This window comes from Burkholderia sp. Ac-20384 (assembly GCF_017104605.1).
In the GTDB taxonomy this organism is placed as follows: domain Bacteria; phylum Pseudomonadota; class Gammaproteobacteria; order Burkholderiales; family Burkholderiaceae; genus Burkholderia; species Burkholderia lata.
On sequence record NZ_JAAGPE010000149.1, the window covers coordinates 1 to 23,240 of the forward strand.

Genomic DNA, 23,240 nt, shown 5'->3' on the forward strand with positions numbered 1-23,240 from the left:
TGTGCAAAGCGGGCGCACCCGCGCCCAGCGGAAGGAAACGGTCGCTGTCATGGTGGAAATACCTGGCGTGATCGGGCGTCTGAGGCCTGCCGGGAGCAGGCAAGACCGAGAGATTACCGTGTTTTACAGGCGCGATGCGAGAGGCCGTTGCGTAGCCGGATGCGTCCGGACCGGCATTTTTGACAATTCAGTCGCGAAAAAATCATCGGAATTGCCTAAAGTATCGGAACGATTTGCCGCTAAGTTCGTGATGGGGCGGCATGGACGCGCCGCGAAAACGTGGCGCGGCTGCCCTGGCCCGTTCGATTACAAAGGTTTGATATGTCGACACCGCTGTTCGGAAAGTTGTTTGCGCAACCCGTTGCGATCGACCCTGGAACGGCGAGTACGCGGATTTATACGCACGAACGCGGTGTGGTGCTGAACCAGCCGTCGGTCGTCTGCTTCCGCAAGGCCGGTGCCGGTGCGACCGACGCGCGGCCGACGCTCGAGGCCGTCGGCGAGCTCGCGAAGGCGCTGCTCGGCCGCGAACCGGGGCATCTCGAAGCCGTGCGGCCGATGCGGCACGGCGTGATCGCCGACGCGCACGCGGCCGAACAGATGATCCGCAGCTTCATCGACATGTCGCGCACGCGTTCGCGCTTCGGCCGCCGCGTCGAGGTCACGTTGTGCGTGCCGTCCGATGCGACGGCCGTCGAGCGCCGCGCGCTCCGCGAGGCGGCGTTCGCCGCGGGTGTATCGGAGGTCGAACTGATCGAGGAATCGCTGGCGGCCGGGCTCGGCGCGGGCCTGCCGGTGACCGAGCCGGTCGGCTCGATGGTCGTCGATATCGGTGGCGGGACGACCGAAGTCGCGGTGATCGCGCTCGGCGGCATCGTCTACCGCGAAGCGATTCGCGTGGGCGGCAACCAGTTCGACGCGGCGATCGTCAACCATGTGCGCAACCTGTATGGCGTGCTGCTTGGCGAACAGACGGCCGAGCACGTCAAGCAGACGATCGGTTCGGCCACCACCGCGGTGCCGCGCCGGTCGACGCGCGCGGTCGGGCGGGGTGTCGGCGACGGCCTGCCGCGCTCGATCGAGCTGTCCAACCACGATGTGGCGGACGCGCTGGTCGCGCCGCTCAAGCAGGTGATCGGTGCGGTGAAGTCGGTGCTGGAGAACGCGCCGGCCGAGCTCGTGACCGACATCGCGAATCGCGGCGTGGTGCTGACGGGCGGCGGCGCGCTGCTCGCGGATTTCGAACGCCTGCTGTACGACGAGACGGGGCTCGTCGCCCGGATCGCCGATGAGCCGGCCACCTGTGCGGTGCGCGGCGCGGGCGAGGCGATGGGTCGGCTCACGATGTGCCCGATCGACTGATCCGCGTCGTGCCGGGCCGTGCATCGCGGCGCGGCCATTCACATTCCTTCGATCTCCCTATTGCGTCCCCGCTTCGCCGGGCACGTTTCTCCGGTTGATTTGCCGTCCGCCTGCCGGTATCGGTCGGCGCGTGGACACCCGAACGCGCACCATGCTAGCGTTACGCGCCCGTCCGGGGCCGGGCAAGCCGCTACGCCCGACGACCTGAGAGACCGAAACCTTGAAAAACCACACCAAACGGGGCTTGTTTGCCCGCATGGGCCGCCTGCTGGCCGTCATCGCTTGCCTCTGGATCGTCGCGGCCGTTGCGCTCGTCGCGTACGGGATGCGGATGCCGAGCGAGCCGGCCGACGTCGCCGTGATCTTCGGCAACGCGCTCGACGAGGCCGGCGCACCGAAGCCCGTGCTCGCCGCCCGGCTCGACGTGGGCGTGCGCTGCTACCGCACGGGGCAGTGCCCGGCGTTCCTCGTCAGCGGCGCGATCGACGGCCCCGGGCTGAACGAGGCGACCGCGATGCGCGACTATCTGGTGGCGCGTGGCGTGCCGGCGGACCGGATCACCGTCGACGACCAGGGCGACAACACGCTCGCGACTGCGCAGCACACCCTCGCGTACCTGCAGGCGCACCGCCAGTCGCGCGTGCTGATCGTCAGCCAGTATTACCACCTCGCACGGGCGCGCCTCGCGTTCGAGCGCGTCGGTATCGCGCGGGCGGACATCTCCGCCGCGTATCCGCGCCGTTTCCAATTGCGCGATGTCTATTCGAGCTGGCGTGAAGTGCCGGCGTACGCGGTGTACGCGGTGCGGCTGTGGGTGAATCCCGATGCACGGCCCGTTTCGTTCCGGCCGATGCTTTATCTGATGAGCCTGTTTTCGTAAGGGATGCGGGTCATTCGATCGATGTGCGATGGAAATCGAAAGGATCGAGTAAATGTCAGGTAAGTTTTTGTCTGATGAATGGCTGCGTGCGGATTATCTCGTTTCGATATTTTCCGGCGGTACGGATATTGCGCTGCAATAGACGACGGGGATAATCGCATTGATGTCGGTGTTTTCACGGATATATCGATCCCGGTCGATTTTTGGAAATATCGAATTGGCTGACAAACGGCATACGGAATTACCTGTCTGAAGCGCTCCGATAAGTAAAAAATGCGCACTCGCTGCACCCTGATCCGAAAGGGAAAAGATCGACTGGAAAAGCCTGTTTTTTTGAACTAGCCTTGTCTGACAAAAAGCCGGGCGGTAATCAAATCAACCAGAAAATCGCTGCAGAAATACAGGGGCCACCGACATGTCATTCGACTAGTTTCACGCCTGCCTTTCAGGGCCAAATAAAGATTCGTCCATGAATTAACCGACGTCGCATCGCGACAGCCGGGGTGCACGCTTTTGTTCGCAGATTTTCTGCGGCGGATCGTTTCGTTTCACGGTAATGCCCATTCCAATAACGAGCCAATAACGAGGAAAAGCATGAATCTTGCGCGTTCGAAAAAAGCCGGCGAGCCGTTGCCGAAATTGCTGTTGCCGACGGGCATTTTCCTGGCGCTGTCCGGCGCCGGTATCGTGCCCGCCTATGCGACCTGCAGCACGGCGGGCACCACGGTGACCTGTTCCGGGGTCGCCAACCCGCTGGCGCCGAGCTATTCGAACAGCGCGAACAACATCCATGCCACCGTCAACGCCGGCGCGAGCCTCGGCGTGCTGCTCGGCGTCGGTGGCACCGCAATGTCGCTGACGGGCAACAACACCCAGTTGACCAATAACGGCACGATCGACCCGTCGGCGCTCGGCACCGGGCTCGGCGTGCTGTCGAGCGGCGCGGTGATCGGCAACTCGGCGGCGAGTGCCGGCACCACCGTCATCAACAACGGCACGATGAACGGCTCGACCGGCGTGGCGATCAGCGGCGTGACGGGCATGGCGCTGTCGGTCCAGAACGGCACCGGCGGCACGTCGACGATCAACAACACCGGCACGATCGGCTCGAATGCGCTGGTCGGCGCGACCCTTGCCGGCGCGGATGCGCCCGTGGTCGCCGCGTACGGCGGCGCCACGGTCAACATGACGAACAGCGGGACGATCACCGGCCGCGTGTCGCTCGGTTCGAACGGCACGCCCGGCGCGGGTAACTCGTTCGTCAACTCGGGCACGATCAACGGCAGCGTGTCGATGGGCGCGAACAGTACGAACTCGTTCACCGCGGTGACGGGTTCGTCGGTCAACACGGCGGGCGGCACCGGGGGCGCGCTCAACATCACGGTCGGCCCGGTCACGCTCGGCGTCGCGGCGACGGGCACGGTCGATGGCGGCGCGGGCGGCGACAACACGCTCAATCTGCAGCAGGGGGCCGGTGCGAACGGCACGATCGCGGCCAACAACTACATCAACTTCAATCACCTGAACGTCCAGAGCGGCAGCTGGACGATCAACGGCGCGTCGACCGCGCAGGACGCGACGCTGAGCGGCGGCACCGCGATCATCAACAACAACGCGTCGCTCGGCACCGGCACCATCACGGGCAACGGCGGCGCGCTGCAGGCAGGTACCGCCGGGCTCAATGTCAGCAACAACGTGACGCTCAACGCGGGCGGGCTGACGGTGCAGGGTGCGACCGGGCTCACGCTGTCGGGCACGGTGTCGGGCGGCGGCGCGTTGACGAAGAACGACAGCGGCACGCTGACGCTGTCCGGCGCGAACAACTACACGGGCGGCACGAACCTGAACGCGGGCGGCATCGTCGTCGGCAACAACGCGTCGCTCGGCAGCGGCGCACTGAACGTCAATGGCTCGGCCACGCTCGATTCGAGTACGAACACGACGCTCAACAACACCGTCAATCTCGCCACGGGCACGACGCTGACGGTCGGCGGCAGCAACAATCTCGGACTGGCCGGCAGCATCAACGGCAACGGCGGCCTCGTGAAGAACGGCGCGGCGACGCTGACGCTGAGCGGCGCGAATACCTACACCGGCGACACGACGATCAACAGCGGCACGCTCGCGCTGAGCGCGGGCGGCAGCCTCGCGGCGACCGGCACGGTGAACCTGACCGGCGCGGGCGCGACGTTCGACATGAGCGGCGCCTCGGGCACGCAGACGATCGGCGCGCTGGCGGGTTCGGCCGGCACGAACGTGAACCTCGGCGGCAATTCTTTGACGCTGGACGGCAGCGGCAATGCGACGTACGCCGGCACGATCGGCGGCACGGGCGGCGTGACGCTCGCGGGCACCGGCACGCAGACGCTGTCCGGCACGAATACCTACACGGGCAGCACGAACCTGAACGGCGGCAACCTCGTCGTCGGCAGTAATACGGCGCTCGGCTTCGGTGCGGTGAACGTCAACGGTCCGGCGACGCTCGATGCGACCACCAACGTGTCGCTCGCGAACGGCGTCAACATCGCCACCGGCACGACGCTGACGCTTGCCGGCAGCACCAGTCTCGGGCTGAGCGGCACGGTCTCGGGTGGCGGCGGTCTCGTGAAAAACGGCGCGGCGACCGTGACGCTGTCGGGGGCAAACAACTACACCGGCGGCACGACGCTGAATGCCGGCGGCCTCGTGCTCGGCAACAACGCGGCGCTCGGCACGGGCGCGCTGACCGTCGGCGGTGCGGCGACGCTCGATACGAATGCGAACCTGTCGGTCAACAACGCAGTCAATCTCGCCACCGGTTCGACGCTGACACTGGGCGGCAGCAACGTCCTCACGCTGAACGGCGGCATCACCGGCGCGGGCGGTCTCGTGAAGGATGGTGCGGCGACCACGACGTTGACGGGCGCGAACACCTACACGGGCGGCACGACGATCAACGCGGGCACGGTGGCGATCAGCGGGGGCGGCAGCCTCGCGGCGACCGGCGCGGTGAACCTGGCCGGCGCGGGTGCGACGCTCGACGTGAGCGCCGCGACCCATGCGCAGTCGATCGGCGCGCTGTCGGGTGTCGCCGGCTCGGCGGTGAACCTCGGCGGCAACGGGCTGACGCTGGGCGGGACCGCCAGCGGCACCTTCAGCGGCGTGATCGGCGGCACCGGCAGCCTCACGCTGGCGGGCACCGGCACGCAGACGCTGAATGGCGCGAGCACCTACTCGGGCGGCACGAACCTGAACAGCGGCAGCAGCGTCGTGCTCGGCAACAACGGCGCGCTCGGCAGTGGCACGGTGAACGTCGCAGGTACCGCGACGCTCGACACCAACACGAGCGTGTCGGTCGCCAACGCGGTCAATCTGGCGAACGGTTCGACGCTGACGCTGGGCGGCAGCAATGCACTCGCGTTGAGTGGCGGCATTTCCGGCGCGGGCGGTCTCGTGAAGAATGGCCCGGCGACCACGACGCTGAATGGCGCGAACACCTACACGGGCGGCACGACGATCAACGCGGGCACGCTGGCGGTGGGCGCGGGCGGCAGCCTGGCGGCGACCGGCGCGGTGAACCTCGCCAATGCGGGCGCGGCGCTCGACCTGAGCACGGCGACCACTGCCCAGACGATCGGTGCGCTGTCGGGTGTCGCGGGGACGATCGTCAACATGGGCGGCAACGGGCTGACGCTGGGCGGGACCGCCAGCGGCACCTTCAGCGGCGTGATCGGCGGGGCGGGTAGCCTGACGCTGGCCGGCACCGGCACGCAGACGCTGACGGGCGTGAACGTCTATACGGGCGGCACGAACCTGAACAGCGGCGGCCTGGTGCTCGGCAACAGCGGCGCGCTCGGAGGCGGCGCGCTGAACGTCGGCGGCGCGGCGACGCTCGACACGAGCACGAGCCTGTCGGTCAACAACGCGGTCAATCTCGCCACGGGCTCGACACTGACACTCGGCGGCAGCAACGCGCTCACGTTGAACGGCAGCCTCACCGGCGCGGGTGCCCTCGTGAAGAACGGCGCGGCGACGACGACGCTGACGAGCGCGGCCAGCTACACGGGCGGCACGACGATCAACGCCGGCACGCTGGCGCTCGGTGCCGGCGGCAGCCTGTCGGCGACGGGCGCCGTGAACGTGGCCGGTGCAGGCGCGACCTTCGACCTGAGCGGCGCGTCGGGCGCGCAGACGATCGGCGCGCTGAGCGGTGTCGCCGGCTCCGCCGTGAACCTCGGCGCGAACGGCCTGACGCTGGGCGGGACCGCCAGCGGCAATTTCAGCGGCACGATCGGCGGCACCGGCGGCCTGACCGTGGCCGGCACGGGCACGCAAACGCTGTCCGGCACGAACACGTACACGGGCGGCACGACGATCAACGGCGGCAGCACGCTGGCGCTCGGTGCGGGCGGCAGTCTCGCGTCGGGCAGTGCGGTGACGCTTGCCGGCACGGGCGCAACGTTCAACCTGAGCGGCGCATCGGGACCGCAGACGCTCGGCACGCTGTCCGGCGGCGCCGGCACGAACGTGACGCTCGGCGCGAATACGCTGACGCTGAACGGCAGCGGCAACAACACGTTCGGCGGTGCGATTGGTGGCACGGGCGGCGTGACGTTCGCGGGCACCGGCACGCAAACGCTGACGGGCGCGAACACCTATACGGGCGGCACGACCATCAACGGCGGCAGCACGCTGGCGCTCGGCGCGGGCGGCAGCCTGGCCGCAACGGGTGCCGTGGATCTCGCGGGCGCCGGCGCGACGTTCAACCTGAGCGGTGCATCGGGTCCGCGGACGATCGGCGCGTTGAACGGCATCGGCGGCACGAACGTGAACCTGGGGGCGAATGCGCTGACGTTGAACGGCAGCACCAACGGCACGTTCAGCGGCGTGATCGGCGGCACCGGTAGCGTGACGTTCGCGGGTACCGGCACGCAGACGTTGAAGGGCGCAAATACGTACACGGGTGGCACGACCATCAACGGCGGCAGCACGCTGGCGCTCGGCGCGGGCGGCAGCCTCGCATCGGGCAGCGCGGTGAATCTGGCGGGCACGGGCGCGACGTTCAACCTGAGCGGCGCATCGGGCGCGCAGACGATCGGCACGCTGTCCGGTGGCACCGGCACGAACGTGACGCTCGGCGCGAATGCGCTCACGTTGAACGGTAGCGGCAACAACACGTTCGGCGGCGCGATCGGCGGGACGGGCGGCGTGACGTTCGCGGGCACCGGCACGCAGACGCTGACGGGCGCGAACACCTACACGGGCGGCACGACCGTCAACGGCGGCAGAACGCTGGCACTCGGCGCGGGCGGCAGCCTCGCATCGGGCAGCGCGGTGAATCTCGCCGGCACGGGGGCGACGCTCAACCTGAGCGGCGCGACGGGCGCACAGACGATTGGTGCGCTGAGCGGCAGCACCGGCACGAACGTGACCCTCGGCACGAATGCGCTCACGCTGAACGGCAGCGGCAACGGCACGTTCGGCGGCGCGATCGGTGGCGCGGGCGGCGTGACGTTCGCCGGCACCGGCACGCAGACGCTGACGGGCGCGAACACCTACACGGGCGGCACGACGATCAACGGCGGCAGCACGCTGGCGCTCGGCGCGGGCGGCAGCCTCGCATCGACGGGCGCGGTGAATCTCGCGGGCGCAGGTGCGACGCTCGACACGAGCGGGGCGACAGGCGCGCAGACGATCGGCACGTTGAACGGCGCGGCCGGCGCGACCGTCAATCTCGGCGCCAATGCGCTGACGTTGAACGGAAGCGGCAACGGCACGTTCGGCGGGACGATCGGCGGTGCAGGCGGCGTGACGATCGCCGGCACCGGTATCCAGACGCTGACGGGCGCGAACACGTACACGGGCGGCACCACGATCGCGGCCGGCGGCGCGCTGCAACTCGGCAACGGCGGCACGTCGGGCAGCATCGCCGGCAATGTCGTCGACAACGGCGCGCTGATCGTCAATCAATCCGGCAACGTGACGCTTGCGAGCGTGCTGTCCGGTGCGGGTTCGCTCACGCAGGCCGGCAGCGGGCAACTGACGTTGACGGGGGCCAGCACGCTGAGCGGCCCGACCACGGTCAGCGCGGGCACGCTCGCCGTCAACGGGTCGCTCGGCCAGTCGACCGTGACCGTGCAGAACGGCGCGACGGTCACGGGCACCGGCACGATCGGCGGCCTCGTGGTGCAGGGCGGCGCGACGGCGGCCGCGTTGCAGCCGGGCGCCGCGCTGAACGTGGGCGGCAACGTCACGTTCCAGCCGGGCTCGACGTTCCAGGTCGCGGCGTCGCCGCAGCAAAGCGGCAGCCTTGCGGCAAGCGGCACGGCGACGCTGAACGGCGGCGCCGTGCAGGTGCTCGCGAACCAGAGCGCCTACCAGCCGGGCACGACCTACACGATCGTGACCGCGGCGTCGGGCGTGCAGGGCGCGTTCAGCCAGGTGAATGCGAATTACGCGTTCCTGATGCCGACGCTCAGCTACGACCCGAATCACGTGTACCTGCGACTGGTCCAGAACGGCACGTCGCTGCCCGACGTCGCGACGACGCCGAACCAGCGTGCGGTCGCCGCCGCGCTCGGCGGGCTCGGCGCCGGCAATCCGCTGTACGACGCAGTACTGACGACCGACGTGGCGACCGCACGCCGCGCATACGGGCTGCTCGACGGTGAAATTCAGGCGAGCCTGAAGAGCATGCTGCTGCTCGACAGCCGCTATGTGCGCGACGCGGTGACGGATCGCGTCCGCCAGGGCCTCGCGCCCGGATCGGGCCCGCTCGCCGCGCTGTCGTCGGGCGGCGCAGCCTTGTGCGGCGACAATACGGCCGGCGCGACCGACCCGACGCTGCCGCCGGAACGCCGGATCGGCTCGCGCGACGGCTGCTACGGCGGCACGCCTTACCAGCCGGTCGTCTGGGGGCAGGCGTTCGGCGGTCGCAGCCGGCTCACCGGCGACGGCAACGCGTCGACGATCAACCGCAGCATGACGGGCTTCATCGCCGGTGCCGACATGGCGCTCAACGACAAGTGGCGTGCGGGCCTGGCCGCGGGTGTCACGCACAGCTCGCTCGACAACGACCAGAGTTCGTCGGCGTCGGTGAACAGCTACTACCTGTCGCTGTACGGCGGCGCGCAGTACGGTGCACTCGGCGTGCGCGGCGGCGCGTCGTACACGTGGTACCGGATCAACAGCGACCGTTCGCCGGGCTTTGCGGGCTTCTCCGATCACGATTCAGCCGGCTACGACGCGAATTCGGCGCAGGTGTTCGGCGAAGTCGGCTACGCGCTGCCGGTCGGGCCCGTGGCGATCGAGCCGTTCGCGGGCCTCGCGTATGTGAACCTGCATACCGACGGCTACACGGAAACCGGTGGCGCGGCCGCGTTGCGTGCCGGCGGCGAGACGACCCACGTCGGCTTCTCGACGCTCGGCTTGCGCGCGGCGTCGCAGCTCGGCTCGATCGCGAGCGGCACGTTCACCGCGCGCGGGACGGTCGGCTGGCGGCATGCGTTCGGCAACGTGAGTCCGTCGTCGTCGTTCACGTTCGCGAATGGCGGCACGTCGTTCCAGGTATCGGGCGTGCCGATTGCTCGCGACAGCGCCGTGCTCGAGGCCGGCATCGACGCGAACATCACGAAGCGCCTGACGCTCGGCCTCACGTACAGCGGCCAGTACGGCAGCGGCGTGCGCGACAACGCGATTCTCGGCAACATCCTGTGGAAGTTCTGACCAGCGCCTGACGTGCCGGCGCGATGCCATGCGGCGACGACAACGTTGCCTGGCATCGCGTCTTTTTCCTCGCTGCGCACGTCCCCCGTTCTGTCCTATCCTGTGGCAAACACGCGACGCGCCGCGCGTTGCGACCCGACACAGGAGCATCGATGCCGAATCACGCTGAAGCCACGACGACCCAGGCGCCGCAAGTCGCGCCTGCTGCCCCGACCCCGACGTCGGGCCCTGCATTCATCGCGCCCGAAGCCGATCCGCAGGCCCTGGCGCGCAACAACCAGTACGTGCTGAAATCCGGCGATGCGTTCGTGGTCAGCGACGCGCTCGGCGACATCGGCGGCCATGACGACGGCCTGTTCGTCGATGACATGCGCGTGCTGTCGACGTGGCGCCTGACCTTCGGCGGCCGCGCGCCGTCGCTGCTGTCGGGCGCGACGAGCGCCGACAACGCATCGTTCACCGCACACCTGACGAACCGTCCGCTGCCGCCGCTCGGGGGCCACGAAACGCCCGAGGGCGTGATCCACATCGAGCGGATGCGCGTGCTCGCGGGCGACGTGCTTTACGAAGCGCTGACGCTGACGAACTACGGCGCGAGCGAAGCCGAGGTGCCGCTGTCGCTGTCGTTCGCGGCCGATTTCAAGGACATGTTCGAAGTGCGCGGCACGCAGCGTCCGAAGCGCGGCACCGTGGTGGCGCCGCGCGTCGACGCGGGCGCGGTGCGGATGCGCTACGACGGCCTCGACAGCGTCGAGCGCAACGTGACCGTGCATTTTTCGCCGGCACCCGACGCGCTGTCGGTCGATCGTGCCGACTACACGCTGACGATCGCCGCGCAGGCCTGCGTGTCGATCTACCTGACCGTCGATGCGACGCTCGGCCCGGTGCATGCGCAAGGGCCGGGATGCGGCCGTGTCGCGCTGCGCACCGCGCTCGTCGGCGTGCACCGCGAGATGCGTGCGCGGCGCGAATCGATGGCGCGCGTGAACACCGGCAATCCGCTGTTCGACGCGTGGCTCGACCGCTCGCTCGCGGATCTCGGGTTGCTCACGACGCAGCTCGACACGGGGCCGTACCCGTATGCGGGCATTCCGTGGTTCTCGACGCCGTTCGGCCGCGACGCGGTGATCACGTCCTTGCAGATGCTGTGGCTGCAGCCGTCGCTCGCGCGCGGCGTGCTGCGCTTCCTGGCCGAGCACCAGGCGCGCGAGACCTCCGCGTTCCGCGATGCGGAGCCCGGCAAGATCATGCACGAGTTCCGCCGCAGCGAGATGGCCGCGACGGGCGAGGTGCCGTTCGCGCTGTATTACGGCGGGGTCGATACGACGCCGCTGTTCATCGTGCTCGCGGGCGCGTACGTCGAACGCACCGGCGACGATGCGCTGATCGACGAGCTGTGGCCCGCGCTCGAGCGCGCCGCGCAATGGGTGATCGACAAGTGCGACCGCAATCCTTACGGACTGCTCGATTACCAGCGCACGTCGGAGCGCGGCCTCGCGAACCAGGGCTGGAAGGACAGCCACGATTCGGTGTTCCACGCGGACGGCCGCTTCCCGGACGGCCCGATCGCGCTCGTCGAAGTGCAGGCGTATGCGTGCGCGGCGCTCGATGCGATGTCGATGTGTTCGCACCGGCGCGGTCACGCGGCCGACGCCACGCGCTACGCGTTGCGCGCGAAGACGCTGCGCGAGCAGGTCGACGCGCTGTTCTGGATGCCGGAAGGCGATTTCTACGGCATCGCGCTCGACGGTCATGGCGATCTGTGCCGCGTGTTCGCATCGAACGCGGGCCACCTGCTCGCGTTCGGGCTGCCCGACGCCGAGCGCGGCGCGGCGGTCGCCGGCGTGCTCGGCTCGACGCTGTTCCAGACGGGCTGGGGCATCCGCACGCTCGCGGCCGGCCAGCCGCGCTTCAACCCGATGGCGTATCACAACGGCTCGGTGTGGCCGCACGACAATGCGCTGATCGCGCGCGGGCTCGCGCGCTACGGGGACAAGACCGCCGCGGTGAACCTGCTGCGCGCGCTGTTCGAGGCGGCGGTGAGCTTCGAGATGCGCCTGCCCGAGCTGTTCTGCGGGTTCCCGCGCCGGCGCGGCGAACCGCCGACCGCGTATCCGGTGGCTTGCCTGCCGCAGGCGTGGGCGGCCGGCGCGCCGTTCATGATGCTGCAGGCCTGCCTCGGCGTGAGCATCGACGCGTCGCGCCACGAGGTGCGCGTCGAGCGCCCGGCGTTGCCGGAAGGCGTCGACTGGCTGCGGATCGATGCGTTGCGCGTCGGTGACGAAACCGTGTCGCTCACGTTCCGCCGTGTCGACGGCCAGGTTGTCGCGTCGGCGGAGCAGCCGGGCCGCGTGAAGGTGGTCGCGGTGCTGTAGCGCGGCGCTGCGCGAACGTTGCGCGATGTCGCGCCACGTTCGCGCCGAGCGGCATAGAATCGTGACATGACCCTTGAACGATGGCGGAGGTAGACGATGACGACCGACAACCGGCCCGACGACAGCGAGCACAAGCTCGAGAATCTGGAAGCGGCGGTCGACCACCTGCACAAGTCGATCGAATCGCAGAGCATCGCGGTCGGCGCGGCGAAGGGCATCCTGTTCAGCCTGATCGAAACGCTCGGCGCGCTGATCGGCGATCCCGACCTGCCCGAGCATGCGCGCTCGGGTTACGAGGCGCTGCGCGACAAGGCGAGCGAATTGCGCGGCGGGCTCGACCGGCATTGATGGCTGGATGGCTCCGGCGTGTGCCGCACGGGCTGCGCCGGGGCTGCCCGATTCTGTAGATGAAGCACAAAACCCCGTGCGCTCAATGAGTTAGGTGGCCGGTGCGCAGGATATCCACAAGCTTGCCAACACAATCTGTGGAGAACCGTCCGGCCCCGAGCCGGGGGTGGCGCGGGCCGGTCGAAAGCACCGGCGCTGCCACAGGGTTGACCTTGCAAGGTCCATGTATTGAATCCCCTTTTGTATCAGGGTGTTACGCGCCGCATCGGAAGGATATCCACAGGCTTGCCAACATATTCTGTGGACAACTCGCAATCGATTGCGTCGCGACAGTTGAGGATCGGGCCGCCTCGGGCCGGCTCGCGAAGCCCGTGAATACAAGGCTGCCCGATGTCTGTGTCCGCTCGCTAATTCGTGCGCGATCAAGGGCTTAGGTCCCGGGTACCCAGGATATCCACATCCTTGCCAACACTTTCTGTGGACAAACCGGGCCGTGTCATTAGGCCTGCGCCGTAGCGGCCGCTTCGGCCACGATCCAGTCGCGAAAGAGCGTCATTGCCGGTGTGAGCGGCTTCGACTTCAGCGAGGTGAGCCAGTAGCCGCCGGCACGCACGTCGATGTCGAGCGGCCGCGCGAGCAGGCCGAGCTGCAGTTCGCGCGCGAACATGCACGCCGGCGCGAGCGCGACGCCCGCGCCCTGCATCGCAGCCTCGACCATCAGCCGCGACGAATCGAATACGGGCCCGTTGACCGCCCACGGCGCAAGCTGCGCGGCATCGAACCAGCCGTGCCATTCGTCGATGCGGTACGAGCGCAGCAGCGTTTCGTTCGCGAGATCGGCTGGCTGCGAGAGGCGCCGCGCGATGTCCGGCGCGCACAGCGCGGTGAGTGGGGCGTCGAGCAGGCGCTCGTTGCGCGTGGTCGGCCAGTTGCCTTCGCCGAAGCGGATCGCGAAGTCGAGGCCCTCGGCGGCGAGGTCGACGACGTTGTTGTTGGTCCGCATCCGCAGCTCGACGAACGGGTGCGTATCGCCGAACTGCTTCAAGCGCGGCATTAGCCAGCCTATGGCAAAGGTGCCGACGACGCCGAGCGTCAGCACCTCGTGGAAGCGCCCGCCGTCGAACTGCTTGAGCACCGTCTCGATGCGGCTGAACGCGTCGCTCAGCACGGGCAGCAGCGCGCGCCCCTCGTCGGTGAGCCCGAGGCCGCGCGGCAGCCGCGTGAACAGCGTGCAGCCGAGCCGTTCCTCGAGCGAGCGCACCTGCTGGCTGACCGCGGCCTGGGTCACGCTCAGCTCGAGGCCGGCGCGCGTGAAGTTCAGGTGGCGCGCCGACGATTCGAACGCGCGCAGCGCATTGAGCGGAAGATGAGGACGGAGCTTAGTCATAAGAAATTCTTTTGTCAGCGCTCAATTATCGTTGCTTGTCAGGCAACCGTAAAGTCCCGATAGTGCTGTCTCGCCGGCCGGGCGCGTTCAACACCATTTCGCTCACATTCCACCACGAGACAACCGACATGACCTACTCATCGAAACGTCGAACCCTGTTGCTGGCCGCTGCGACGGCGCCGCTCGCGTTGACCGTCGCCGCGTGCGCGTCGCGGCAGACTGCTGCACCGGACCCGTCGAGCGACGCCGCCGCCGCGGTGGCAGCGGCCACGACGGCCTCGCGAGACGCGGAGACGTTCGATGCGCTGGCGGCGCTCGAACGCAGCGCGGGCGGCCGCCTCGGCGTGTGCGCGATCGACATCGCGAGCGGCCGGCGCGTGGAGCATCGCCAGAACGAGCGCTTCCCGTTCTGCAGCACGTTCAAGGCGATGCTGAGCGCGGCCGTGCTGGCGCAGAGCGTCGACCGCCCGGCGTTGCTGCAACAGCGCGTGACCTATACCAAGGCCGACCTCGTCAACTATTCGCCGGTGTCGGGGAAGCATGTCGGTGACGGCATGACGGTCGCCGCGCTGTGCGAGGCCGCGATCCAGTACAGCGACAACTCGGCCGCGAACCTGCTGATCAAGCTGCTGGGCGGCCCGTCGGCGGTGACGGCCTACGCGCGCTCGATCGGCGACGACACGTTCCGTCTCGATCGATGGGAGACCGAATTGAATGACGCGGTGCCGGGCGACCCGCGCGATACGACGACGCCGGCCGCGATGGCCGCGAGCCTGAACGCACTGATGCTCGGCGAGGCGCTGCCGGCCGCGCAACGCGCGCAACTCGTCGCGTGGATGCGCGGCAACAAGGTCGGCGACAAGCGGATTCGTGCCGGCGTGCCGGCCGGGTGGACGGTCGCCGACAAGACGGGCACCGGCGATTACGGGACGACCAACGACGCCGGTGTCGTGTGGTCGCCGTCGCGTGCGCCGATCGCGCTGGTCGTGTACTACACGCAGGCGAGCGCCGATGCACGCGCGAAGGAAGACGTGATCGCGTCGGTCGCGCGCATCGTGGTCCAGGCATTGGGTTGAGGCGGGACGGCGCGGCTTGCGTGAGGCAACCCGCATGCATGCCGTGCCACAACCGTGACCCGCGTGATCAAACGTTGTGCGATCAACGACTTAGGTCACGCATGCTCAGGATATCCACATGCTTGCCAACAAAAATTGTGGACAAGCTCGCGCGCGGCCGCATCCGGCGTGGCGCGGGCCGCCGTGCCGCGTTTGAGGCGGCGCGGACAAAGTCTTTCGGATCAAGCGCTTGGCCTCGGTATGCGCAGGCTATCCACATGCTTGCCAACACAATCTGTGGACAAGCCGGTTCACACGCGCGGAACGCGCCACGCCACATGCTGAATGGGCGTGTGTGCGGCACTTTTCCGGCTGCGTGCCGCATTTGAAGCGGCGCGGACAAAGTCTTTCGGATCAAGCGCTTGGTCGCGGTATGCGCAGGCTATCCACATGCTTGCCAACAAAATCTGTGGACAAGCCGCGCGGCCGCGGCGGCGACGGTCAGGGCTGCCGATCGTCGACGGTCGGCCAGCGCGCGAACGCGAACACCCACAACATGATGAAGTTCAGGACCGGGACGAACATCGTCAGGATCCACCAGCCCGAATGCCCGGTGCGCCGGACGATGCGGACGTACGGATAGATGACGACGGCGACCAGCACGATTGAGACGACCAGCTGCCACGCAGTGAAGTGTTCCATGGTCTTCCTCGGAGTGAGGTGTCGTGGTGCGGCACCGGCGGAACGGCCGGGCCGTTGAGCCGTCGCGCGAAGCCGGCGATGCGCGCCTGCGTGCGGCTCGCGTGATCTTGACGCGTGGCAGGCACGAGCGTCAAGGCGGCGGTAATGCGCTGCTGTTGCGCCGCTGTTGCGCGGGATCGTCCGCCTGCGCGCAGGCTCGGGCCGCACGGTGCCGCAACCGTGACGCCGCGCATGAACCGTAGCCCGATCAACGGGTTAGCGCAGGCTTGCGCAGGATATCCACAAGCTTGCCAACAAAATCTGTGGGTAAGTGGCGCTGCGCATGGCGGGCACGTGTGAACCGGCTGCGGCGTGCATCGTCGTGGCGTCGTGATGCGAAGTGCGGCGATGCGGTGCAGGTGCTGGCCGTCATCGGGGCCTCGTCTGCATCACGCGTGCCAAAGTCCATCGGATCAAGGGCTTAGCGTTGCGGTGCGCAGGATATCCACAAGCTTGCCAACATTTTCTGTGGAGAAGTCGGGGTGCGCGAGCGACGCGCAACCCACCCGCGAATGCCACGCGTTCCCCGATTCACGCGCGCCCTCACGCCGTGCAGATACCGGCCACGCCGACCTTCTGGAACAGGTGCGGGCTCGCGACGGCGGACGACGGATAGGCCGACAGCTTGGCGACGAACTCGGGATGCGTGAAGGCCGCGCGAAACGCCGCGGTCGATTCCCAGATCGCGTAGTTCAGGTAAGTCGGACTGTCGCCGAGCGCGCGATGCAACTGGGTCGAGATGAATCCCGGCTGCCGCTTCATGAATTCGGCGTCGTCCTTCCACACGGCGAGAAAGTCCGCTTCGTCGGCGGCGGCCAACGTGAACACGTTGACGAGGACAACCGGCTCCGCGTCGATGGCGATCTGTTGCTGGATCGGAAAGGCCGGATCCATCGGCTTGAAATGAGGCATGGGAACTCCTTCGGGTGAGGGGGAGGGGGAGATTGAGCGCTCACGCCGGTGCATCGGCACCATGCGCGCGGGACATCGCCGACAGCACGCGGATTGCCGCATCCAGGTCAGTCGAACTGAAGTCGCCGGCGATGTCGCGGACATGCTGTTGCCACTGCTCGACCACGGCCTGGTAGGCCGCCTCGCCGCGAGGCGTCAGCGCGTACAGGGGCGAGCGCTTGTGCGCCGGGTTGGGCAGCGACTGCACCAGCCCTTCGTCGGTCAGCACGTTGACCTGCTTCAGCACGGCCTGCCGCGTGATGCCCATCGCGTCGGCAATCTGCGGAATGTTCGGGGCGTCCGGCGCCAGCGAGATGGCGCCCAGCACCTGCCAGCGCGCACTGGTCAGGCCGTGCGGCCCCGCAAAGGTGTTGCCCCATTCGATCAGCAGGCCGTTCAAGCGGAATACGGACAGCGCGACGGCGGTCAACTTCGCGGATTTCGTCATGTTCGATCTACGGGATGAATTGACAACCACTTTACGCATTGGACAACTGGTTGTCAATTAGACGAATGGACATCCCTGAACGAAAGCGGGCCGGTAAACTGGCGGCGCGATCCGGCACCGGTAACATTTGCCGCGCCGGATGGCGGGCCGACAATAAAGAACCTGGAGAGAAATCAGTGAGAACGATCTGGAAAACGATCGCCGTACCGTTGGTGGTGGCGGCGTGCGGCACGAGCGCGCATGCCTGTCAGCCTGCGTACCATCACACCGAGTATTTCGGCCGTAGTACCTACCTGAGCGACGAACTTCGCGACAAGGTGCTCGACGATATCCGTGCCCATCACTACACCGTCATCGAACCGCAAATCGGCTTGCTGTTCTACCCGATCGTCAGGAAGGGCAACGCGATCTACCTCGGGCACCACCCGATCGCGACGGAGAAGGACTCGTTCTGGTATCTGGGGCACGGCTATTACCAGTTGAACGGCCAGCTCTATTACATGGGCGAACAAGTCGGTGCGTATCCGAGCGGCGGCACCGTCGTCGTTCATGTCGAGGATCGCACGCGCCCCAGGCCGGACGACTATCCGAAGGGACGTCTGTATTGCCGCGTCGAGCAGCACGCCAGCATTCTCGAAACCTCGACCGGCCTGCGGATCGAGCGGATCGTCGACGACAACTGAACCGCGTGCGTAGCCGGTCCGGGCTGGCGCATTTGCCGCGCACGACCGGCAAACCCTTTCCGATCAATGGCTTGGTGCCGTTAATGGCAGGTTGTCCACAAGCTTGCCAACACAATCTGTGGAAAAGCCACGCGTCGTGCGTCGCGCGCGTCAGGCCGGCTGCGGAAAGCGCACCGTGACGGTCAGCCCGCGTCCGCCGGGCGTGGTGCCGAGCGCGACCGTCGCGCGATGCTGTTCGGCGATCCGCTTGACGATCGACAGCCCGAGCCCGCTGCCCGACGACGTGACGGCCTGCGCGCCTTCGCCGCGATAGAAGCGTTCCCACACGTCGGTGCGCTCGGCTTCAGGGATCCCGGGGCCGTCGTCGGCGACTTCGAGCACGGGCGTCGTGCCGTCGATGCGTGCGGACACATCGACACGCGCGCCGTCGCCCGCATAGCGGATCGCGTTGTCGACGAGGTTGTTCAGCAGCACGCGCAGCGTGTCCGCATTGCCCGACGTCATCACGGGCGTCGACACGATCGCGCCGAGATCGATCCGGTGCGCGTCGGCGACGCGCGTGCGATCCGACACCACCGACCGGCACAGCGCGGCGAGATCGACGGGCGCCGACGCGGACGCGGCCGCCTGCGCATCGGGCTCGAGGCGCGCGAGCGTCAGCAACTGCTCGGCGAGGTGGCCGAGGCGCGTCGTGCCTGCATGGATCTGCGCGAGGATGTGCTCGCGTTCCTCGGCGGTCGACGCGCGCCGCAGCAACTGCGACTGGATCGACAGCCCCATGATCGGCGTGCGCAATTCGTGCGCGGCATCGGCGATGAAGTGCCGCTGCAGCGTGAACGAGCGGTCGAGGCGCGCGAGCAGGTCGTTGATCGCTTCGGCGAGCGGACGGACTTCGTTCGGCATCGAGCCGACGTCGACCGGTTCCAGATTGTTCGCATTCCTGCGTTTGAGGCCGGATGCAATCGAGCGCAGCGGCCGCAGCCCCGCGCCGATGCCGAACCACAGGCCGATTGCGAGCAGCGGCAGCATCGAGAACACCGGCCAGAGCAGGTGCACCGCGATGCCCGCGATCGCTTCCCATCGCGCATGGCGGGCCTGCGCGAGCCGGATCGTCGTGCCGCCGCGCTCGGTGACATAGGTGCGCCACGGCTGGCCGTCGACGTCGACGCTCGCAATGCCTTTCTGCTCGGGCGGCGGCAGATTCGAATCGCGGTCGGTCGAATACACGAGCGTGCCGTTGCGCCAGACCTGCAGCAGCACCGCGTCGGGGTCGCTCGCCTCGAAGCCGTGCTTGCCGTTGGCGTGGTTGCTGAACGACAGCTCGCCGTTCGGGCCGACGACGATCTGCTTCGACATGCTGCGCATCTGGTCGTCGAGCAGGTCGTCCAGCTCGCGCAGCGCGCCCCAGTAGGTGCCTGCACTCGCGACGAGGCCGATCACGCACGCGGCCGGCATCAGCCACGTCAGCAGGCGCCGCCGCAGCGACGCGTTGCGCCAGCGCGCGATCGCCTGTTGCATGCGCGTCATGCGCCGTCACCGATCCGGTAGCCGACGCCGCGCACCGTGCGGATCATGTCGTGGCCGAGTTTCTTGCGCAGGTTGTGGATATGCACCTGCACGGCGTTGCTCTCGATTTCCTCGCCCCAGCTGTATAGCCGCTCCTCGAACTGCTCGCGCGAAATCACCGCGCCCGGGTCGCGCATCAGCTCGTGCAGCAGCACGAACTCTTTCGGCGACAGCGGCACTTCGTCGTCGTTGAGCCAGACGAGGTGCTTGACGGGGTCGAGCCGCAGCGGGCCGATCACGAGCGTCGTCTGCGCGCGGCCCGCATGGCGGCGGTTCACGGCGCGGATGCGGGCGAGCAGCTCGTCGAGCTCGAACGGCTTGACGAGATAGTCGTCCGCGCCGCTGTCGAGGCCTGCGATGCGGTCGGGCACGCCGTCGCGCGCGGTGATGATGATCGCGGGAAGGTTCTCGTCGCGGCGGCGCAGCGCGGCGAGCACCGACAGGCCGTCGCGGTTCGGCAGCCCGAGATCGAGCAGCAGCAGGCCGTAGCCGGTCGCGCGCAGCGCGAGGGACGCGGCGTCGCCGTCCTTCACCCAGTCGACCGCGAAGCCTTCCTGTTTGAGGCCCTGTTCGAGCCCGCTGCCGATCAGCGGATCGTCCTCGACGAGCAATACGCGCATGAATTGGTGTCTCTTCAACGGGGTGCCGTGGCACCCGGGGTTCCCATGATAAGCGCCCGTGTCTTAGGTGGACCTTAAATGCGGGCGGCGCGCGGCGGGCTTGCGCAGGCGTCCGATGCGGCGCCGTGTTGCTTCGGCGCGGCCTTCAGGTTTGCTTAATCTTACGGTCCGTAATCTGGCGCCGTCGCGTCCAACGGGGCGCGGCATCCCATCGAAGAAGAGGACCACGATCATGAAACACCTGGCCAGAATCCTGACGATTGCGCTCGCCACGCTGCCCGCCGCCGTCTACGCGCAATACACGGGGCCGTCCACGCTGACCACGACGACAGTGAAGGAACTGCTCGCGAACGGCAAGGACGACCAGCACGTGCAGTTGCAGGGCCGCATCGTCAAGCATGTCGGCGGCGAGGATTACGAATTCGCCGATGCGACCGGCACGATCCGCGTCGAGATCGACCACAAGCTGTGGACGGCCGGCCAGCCCGTCAGCGACAAGAGTGAAGTGAAAGTGACCGGCGAATTCGAGCGCAAATGGTCGGGCAGCGTGAAGGTCGACGCCGATCACGTGGAAGTGCTGCGCTGACCGGTGCGCGCGGGGCCGGTGATACCATGGACGACCGGTTCCCGTTCCCATCAAGATGGCCGCCAATTTCGACGAACTCGCGTCCCGGATCCGGGCGCAATTTTCCGAGCTGAGCCCGCAATTCCAGGCGGGCGCTGCCTTCCTCCTCGATCATCCCGACGAAGTCGCCACCTCGTCGATGCGCAAGGTCGCCCAGCGCGCGCAGGTGCAGCCCGCGTCGCTCGTGCGGCTCGCGCAGCAATTCGGCTTCCCCGGCTGGAACGAGCTGCGCGACCTGTGCGTCGCACGCGTGCGCACGCGCCCCGAGCCGCTCACGCAGCGGGCGCGCTCGCTCGTGCGGCCCGACGCGAAGGCGTCGCTCGCGCACGACCTGCTCGCCGCGCAACAGCACAACCTGTCGGCCACCGCCGCGCAGAACGAGCATGCGCTCGCCGATGCCGCGAAACTGATCCGCAAGGCGTCGCACGTGCACGTCGCGGGGTTTCGCTCGTGCTATCCGGTCGCGTTCGGCTTCGTGTACGGCTACCGGCTGTTCCGTCCGACCGTGTCGCTGCTCAACGGCGTGGCCGGCTCGCTCGAAATGGAACTGCGGACGATCGCGAAGCAGAGCGTGACCGTCGTCGTCAGCTTCGCGCCGTATTCGGCGGAAGCGACCCGCGTCGCGCAGGCCGCGAAGGAGCAGGGCAGCCGGATCGTCGCGATCACCGACAGCGCGGTGTCGCCGATTGCACTGCACGCGGATGCGCAACTGATCTTCACGCACGACAGCCCGTCGTTCTTCCCGTCGCTGGTCGCCGCGCACGCGATGGCCGAAGCGCTGGTCGCGCAGTTGCTGGCGCTCGAAGGCAGCGATGCGGTCGCCGCGCTCGAGCGCACGGAAGCGGAACTGCACGCGAAGGGCGCTTACGTCGTTTGACGCCGGTCGACCGGCTTCAACGCATTCTTATTGTCGATTCAAGCGGATTCAGCCGATGACGTTCACATACGAGGTGACGGACGCGGGCGACGCGAACGTTCGCAAGCAGATCGTCGCGCCGCTCGTCCGGTTCAACGAAAGCCAGGCGGGCCCGAACGACGCCCGTCCGCTGGCCGTGGTCGTGACCGATGGCGACGGCGCGGTGGTCGGTGGCCTGTGGGGCAGCACGGCATACGGCTGGCTGCATGTCGACCTGCTCGTGGTGCCCGAGGCCGCGCGCGGCCAGGGCGCGGGCACGCGCATCATGGATCTGGCCGAGGCGGAAGCCGTCGCGCGCGGCTGCCACAGCGCGTGGCTCGACACGTTCGACTTCCAGGCGCGGCCGTTCTACGAGAAACGCGGCTATGTCCGCTTCGGCGAGTTGCCGGACTATCCGGTCGGGCACACGCGCATTTTCCTGACGAAGACGCTCACGGGCTGAGCATCGCGGCCGCATGGCGCGGCACGGTTGACGACGTCGCCGGCCGTCGCCTAGGATACCGGTCAGCGATGCAGGTCGCTTCCGGGTCCGCGGAAAGGGTTGAACCCACCTGTCGCAGCAAATTCAGCTTTCCCCCTGTCCTTTGTGCTGGCGGTATTGCGGACCTTCGGCCATTCACTGCACGAGGATTCGCATGAAAAAGCTGCCTCCCAAGGCCAATCCCGATCATCTGAAAAAGCAGGCCAAGGCATTGTTGCGCCTGTACCGGCAAGGTGACGCCGATGCCGTCGCACGCTTTGTCCGGTTTCTCCCCGCTGCCGCGAACCGCACGCACGACGAAGCGCTCGCGCTCGGGCTCCGGCTGCACGACGCGCAATCCTGCATCGCGCGCGAGTACGGTTTTGCGTCATGGGCCGATCTCGGCGCGTTCGTCGAAACGCATGCGCTGGCGGGGCAACAGCGGTCGGCGCTGATCCGGCGCTGGCTCGACCTGGCCTACGGCGGCGACGTGACCGGCGGCTACGACGCACCCCGGCCGCGCGTCGCCGCGCAATTGCTGCTCGACCATCCCGATCTCGTTGCGGGCGATCCGACCGTCGCCTGCGCGGCCGGCGACCTCGATGCCGTAAAGGCGGCACTGGCCGCCGATCCCGGCTGGATCGCGCGCGCCGGCGGCGTGCTGAAGTTGCCGCCGCTGGTCGCCGTCACCCATTCGCGGCTCGGGCAGCTTCCCGAGTTTGCCGCGCGGCTGCGCGCTTGCGCGCGTCTCCTGCTCGATGCCGGCGCCGATCCGAACCAGCGGATCGGCAACCGCTTTCCGCCGGCTTCGCTCGCCGAGCCCGACGAAGCGGAGCCGCTGTCGGCCCTGTACGGCGCGGCAGGCGTCAATCGCGATCCGGTTCTCACCGCCATGCTGCTGGAAGCCGGTGCCGACCCGAACGACGGCGAATCTCTGTATCACTCGGTGGAGAATCCGGCCTGTACGCGCGTGCTGCTCGAACACGGCGCGCGGGTGGGCGGGACGAATGCGTTGCGGCGCGCGTTCGACATGCGCGACGCGGATGCGCTCGAACTGCTGCTCGCGCATGGCGGCGACCCGAACGAGCCGCCCGGCGCGGGGCTGGCGCAGACCTGGGG

At 68.0% G+C, this 23,240-nt stretch carries 17 protein-coding genes and 1 pseudogene; 11 read left to right on the plus strand and 7 right to left on the minus strand.

The genetic code is table 11. The annotated features are described in order from the left end of the window. Positions 1–321: 321 nt before the first annotated feature. From G3O00_RS24455 to G3O00_RS24475, 5 genes are all read left to right on the plus strand, one after another. The gene (locus G3O00_RS24455) at positions 322–1,362 is read left to right on the plus strand and encodes a rod shape-determining protein (RefSeq protein ID WP_011354364.1); all 1,041 of its coding nucleotides are present in this window, start codon (positions 322–324) and stop codon (positions 1,360–1,362) included. A gap of 220 nt (positions 1,363–1,582) precedes the next feature. Beyond that, on the plus strand, positions 1,583–2,242 hold the full coding sequence (locus G3O00_RS24460) for a YdcF family protein (protein ID WP_206144564.1): 660 nt from the start codon (positions 1,583–1,585) through the stop codon (positions 2,240–2,242). Between the two features lie 594 nt (positions 2,243–2,836). Then, positions 2,837–9,946, plus strand: a complete 7,110-nt coding sequence (locus G3O00_RS24465) for an autotransporter-associated beta strand repeat-containing protein (protein ID WP_206144565.1) — start codon at positions 2,837–2,839, stop codon at positions 9,944–9,946. 152 nt (positions 9,947–10,098) lie between these two features. Continuing rightward, positions 10,099–12,321: an amylo-alpha-1,6-glucosidase gene (locus G3O00_RS24470; RefSeq protein ID WP_206144566.1), complete on the plus strand. Its 2,223-nt coding sequence runs from the start codon at positions 10,099–10,101 to the stop codon at positions 12,319–12,321. A 96-nt stretch (positions 12,322–12,417) separates the two neighbouring features. After that, positions 12,418–12,669, plus strand: a complete 252-nt coding sequence (locus tag G3O00_RS24475) for a hypothetical protein (protein ID WP_011354368.1) — start codon at positions 12,418–12,420, stop codon at positions 12,667–12,669. 499 nt (positions 12,670–13,168) lie between these two features. Here the strand turns inward: G3O00_RS24475 and penR are convergent, their stop codons facing one another. Beyond that, positions 13,169–14,056 carry a beta-lactamase transcriptional regulator PenR gene (gene penR, locus G3O00_RS24480; protein ID WP_206144567.1) on the minus strand — a complete coding sequence of 296 codons (888 nt, stop codon included), beginning with the start codon at positions 14,054–14,056 and terminating at the stop codon, positions 13,169–13,171. Between the two features lie 128 nt (positions 14,057–14,184). Between penR and blaPEN-bcc the strand changes: the two genes are divergently transcribed. Beyond that, complete coding sequence (blaPEN-bcc, locus tag G3O00_RS24485; RefSeq protein WP_206144568.1) at positions 14,185–15,132, plus strand: PEN family class A beta-lactamase, Bcc-type; 948 nt, start codon at positions 14,185–14,187, stop codon at positions 15,130–15,132. Positions 15,133–15,612: 480 nt separating this feature from the next. On the opposite strand, the gene G3O00_RS24490 is transcribed toward blaPEN-bcc, so the two are convergent. From G3O00_RS24490 to G3O00_RS24505, 4 genes are all read right to left on the minus strand, one after another. Beyond that, positions 15,613–15,813, minus strand: coding sequence for a membrane protein (locus G3O00_RS24490; RefSeq protein ID WP_041493212.1), 201 nt, complete (start codon positions 15,811–15,813; stop codon positions 15,613–15,615). A gap of 247 nt (positions 15,814–16,060) precedes the next feature. Further along, positions 16,061–16,225 (minus strand): hypothetical protein, encoded by a 165-nt coding sequence (locus G3O00_RS24495; RefSeq protein WP_206144569.1) that lies wholly within the window; start codon positions 16,223–16,225, stop codon positions 16,061–16,063. A 170-nt stretch (positions 16,226–16,395) separates the two neighbouring features. Continuing rightward, positions 16,396–16,764 (minus strand): antibiotic biosynthesis monooxygenase family protein, encoded by a 369-nt coding sequence (locus G3O00_RS24500; RefSeq protein WP_206144570.1) that lies wholly within the window; start codon positions 16,762–16,764, stop codon positions 16,396–16,398. Positions 16,765–16,804: 40 nt separating this feature from the next. Further along, positions 16,805–17,251 (minus strand): MarR family winged helix-turn-helix transcriptional regulator, encoded by a 447-nt coding sequence (locus G3O00_RS24505; RefSeq protein ID WP_041493214.1) that lies wholly within the window; start codon positions 17,249–17,251, stop codon positions 16,805–16,807. A 176-nt stretch (positions 17,252–17,427) separates the two neighbouring features. Between G3O00_RS24505 and G3O00_RS24510 the strand changes: the two genes are divergently transcribed. Beyond that, on the plus strand, positions 17,428–17,934 hold the full coding sequence (locus tag G3O00_RS24510) for a hypothetical protein (RefSeq protein ID WP_206144571.1): 507 nt from the start codon (positions 17,428–17,430) through the stop codon (positions 17,932–17,934). Between the two features lie 150 nt (positions 17,935–18,084). Here the strand turns inward: G3O00_RS24510 and G3O00_RS24515 are convergent, their stop codons facing one another. After that, positions 18,085–19,461 carry an ATP-binding protein gene (locus G3O00_RS24515; protein WP_174935137.1) on the minus strand — a complete coding sequence of 459 codons (1,377 nt, stop codon included), beginning with the start codon at positions 19,459–19,461 and terminating at the stop codon, positions 18,085–18,087. After that, entirely contained in the window at positions 19,458–20,120 is a 663-nt protein-coding gene (locus tag G3O00_RS24520) for a response regulator (protein WP_011354376.1), read from the minus strand. Before G3O00_RS24520 ends, G3O00_RS24515 begins: the two co-directional genes overlap by 4 nt. Before the next feature lie 232 nt (positions 20,121–20,352). Here G3O00_RS24520 and G3O00_RS24525 point away from each other — a divergent pair, with 232 nt between their 5' ends. From G3O00_RS24525 to G3O00_RS24540, 4 genes and pseudogenes are all read left to right on the plus strand, one after another. After that, the gene (locus G3O00_RS24525) at positions 20,353–20,706 is read left to right on the plus strand and encodes a NirD/YgiW/YdeI family stress tolerance protein (RefSeq protein ID WP_206144572.1); all 354 of its coding nucleotides are present in this window, start codon (positions 20,353–20,355) and stop codon (positions 20,704–20,706) included. A gap of 55 nt (positions 20,707–20,761) precedes the next feature. Then, complete coding sequence (locus G3O00_RS24530) at positions 20,762–21,622, plus strand: MurR/RpiR family transcriptional regulator (RefSeq protein ID WP_174935138.1); 861 nt, start codon at positions 20,762–20,764, stop codon at positions 21,620–21,622. Positions 21,623–21,677: 55 nt separating this feature from the next. Beyond that, complete coding sequence (locus G3O00_RS24535) at positions 21,678–22,103, plus strand: GNAT family N-acetyltransferase (RefSeq protein ID WP_206144573.1); 426 nt, start codon at positions 21,678–21,680, stop codon at positions 22,101–22,103. A 193-nt stretch (positions 22,104–22,296) separates the two neighbouring features. Continuing rightward, positions 22,297–23,240, plus strand: a pseudogene (locus G3O00_RS24540) (hypothetical protein); the annotation flags it as partial.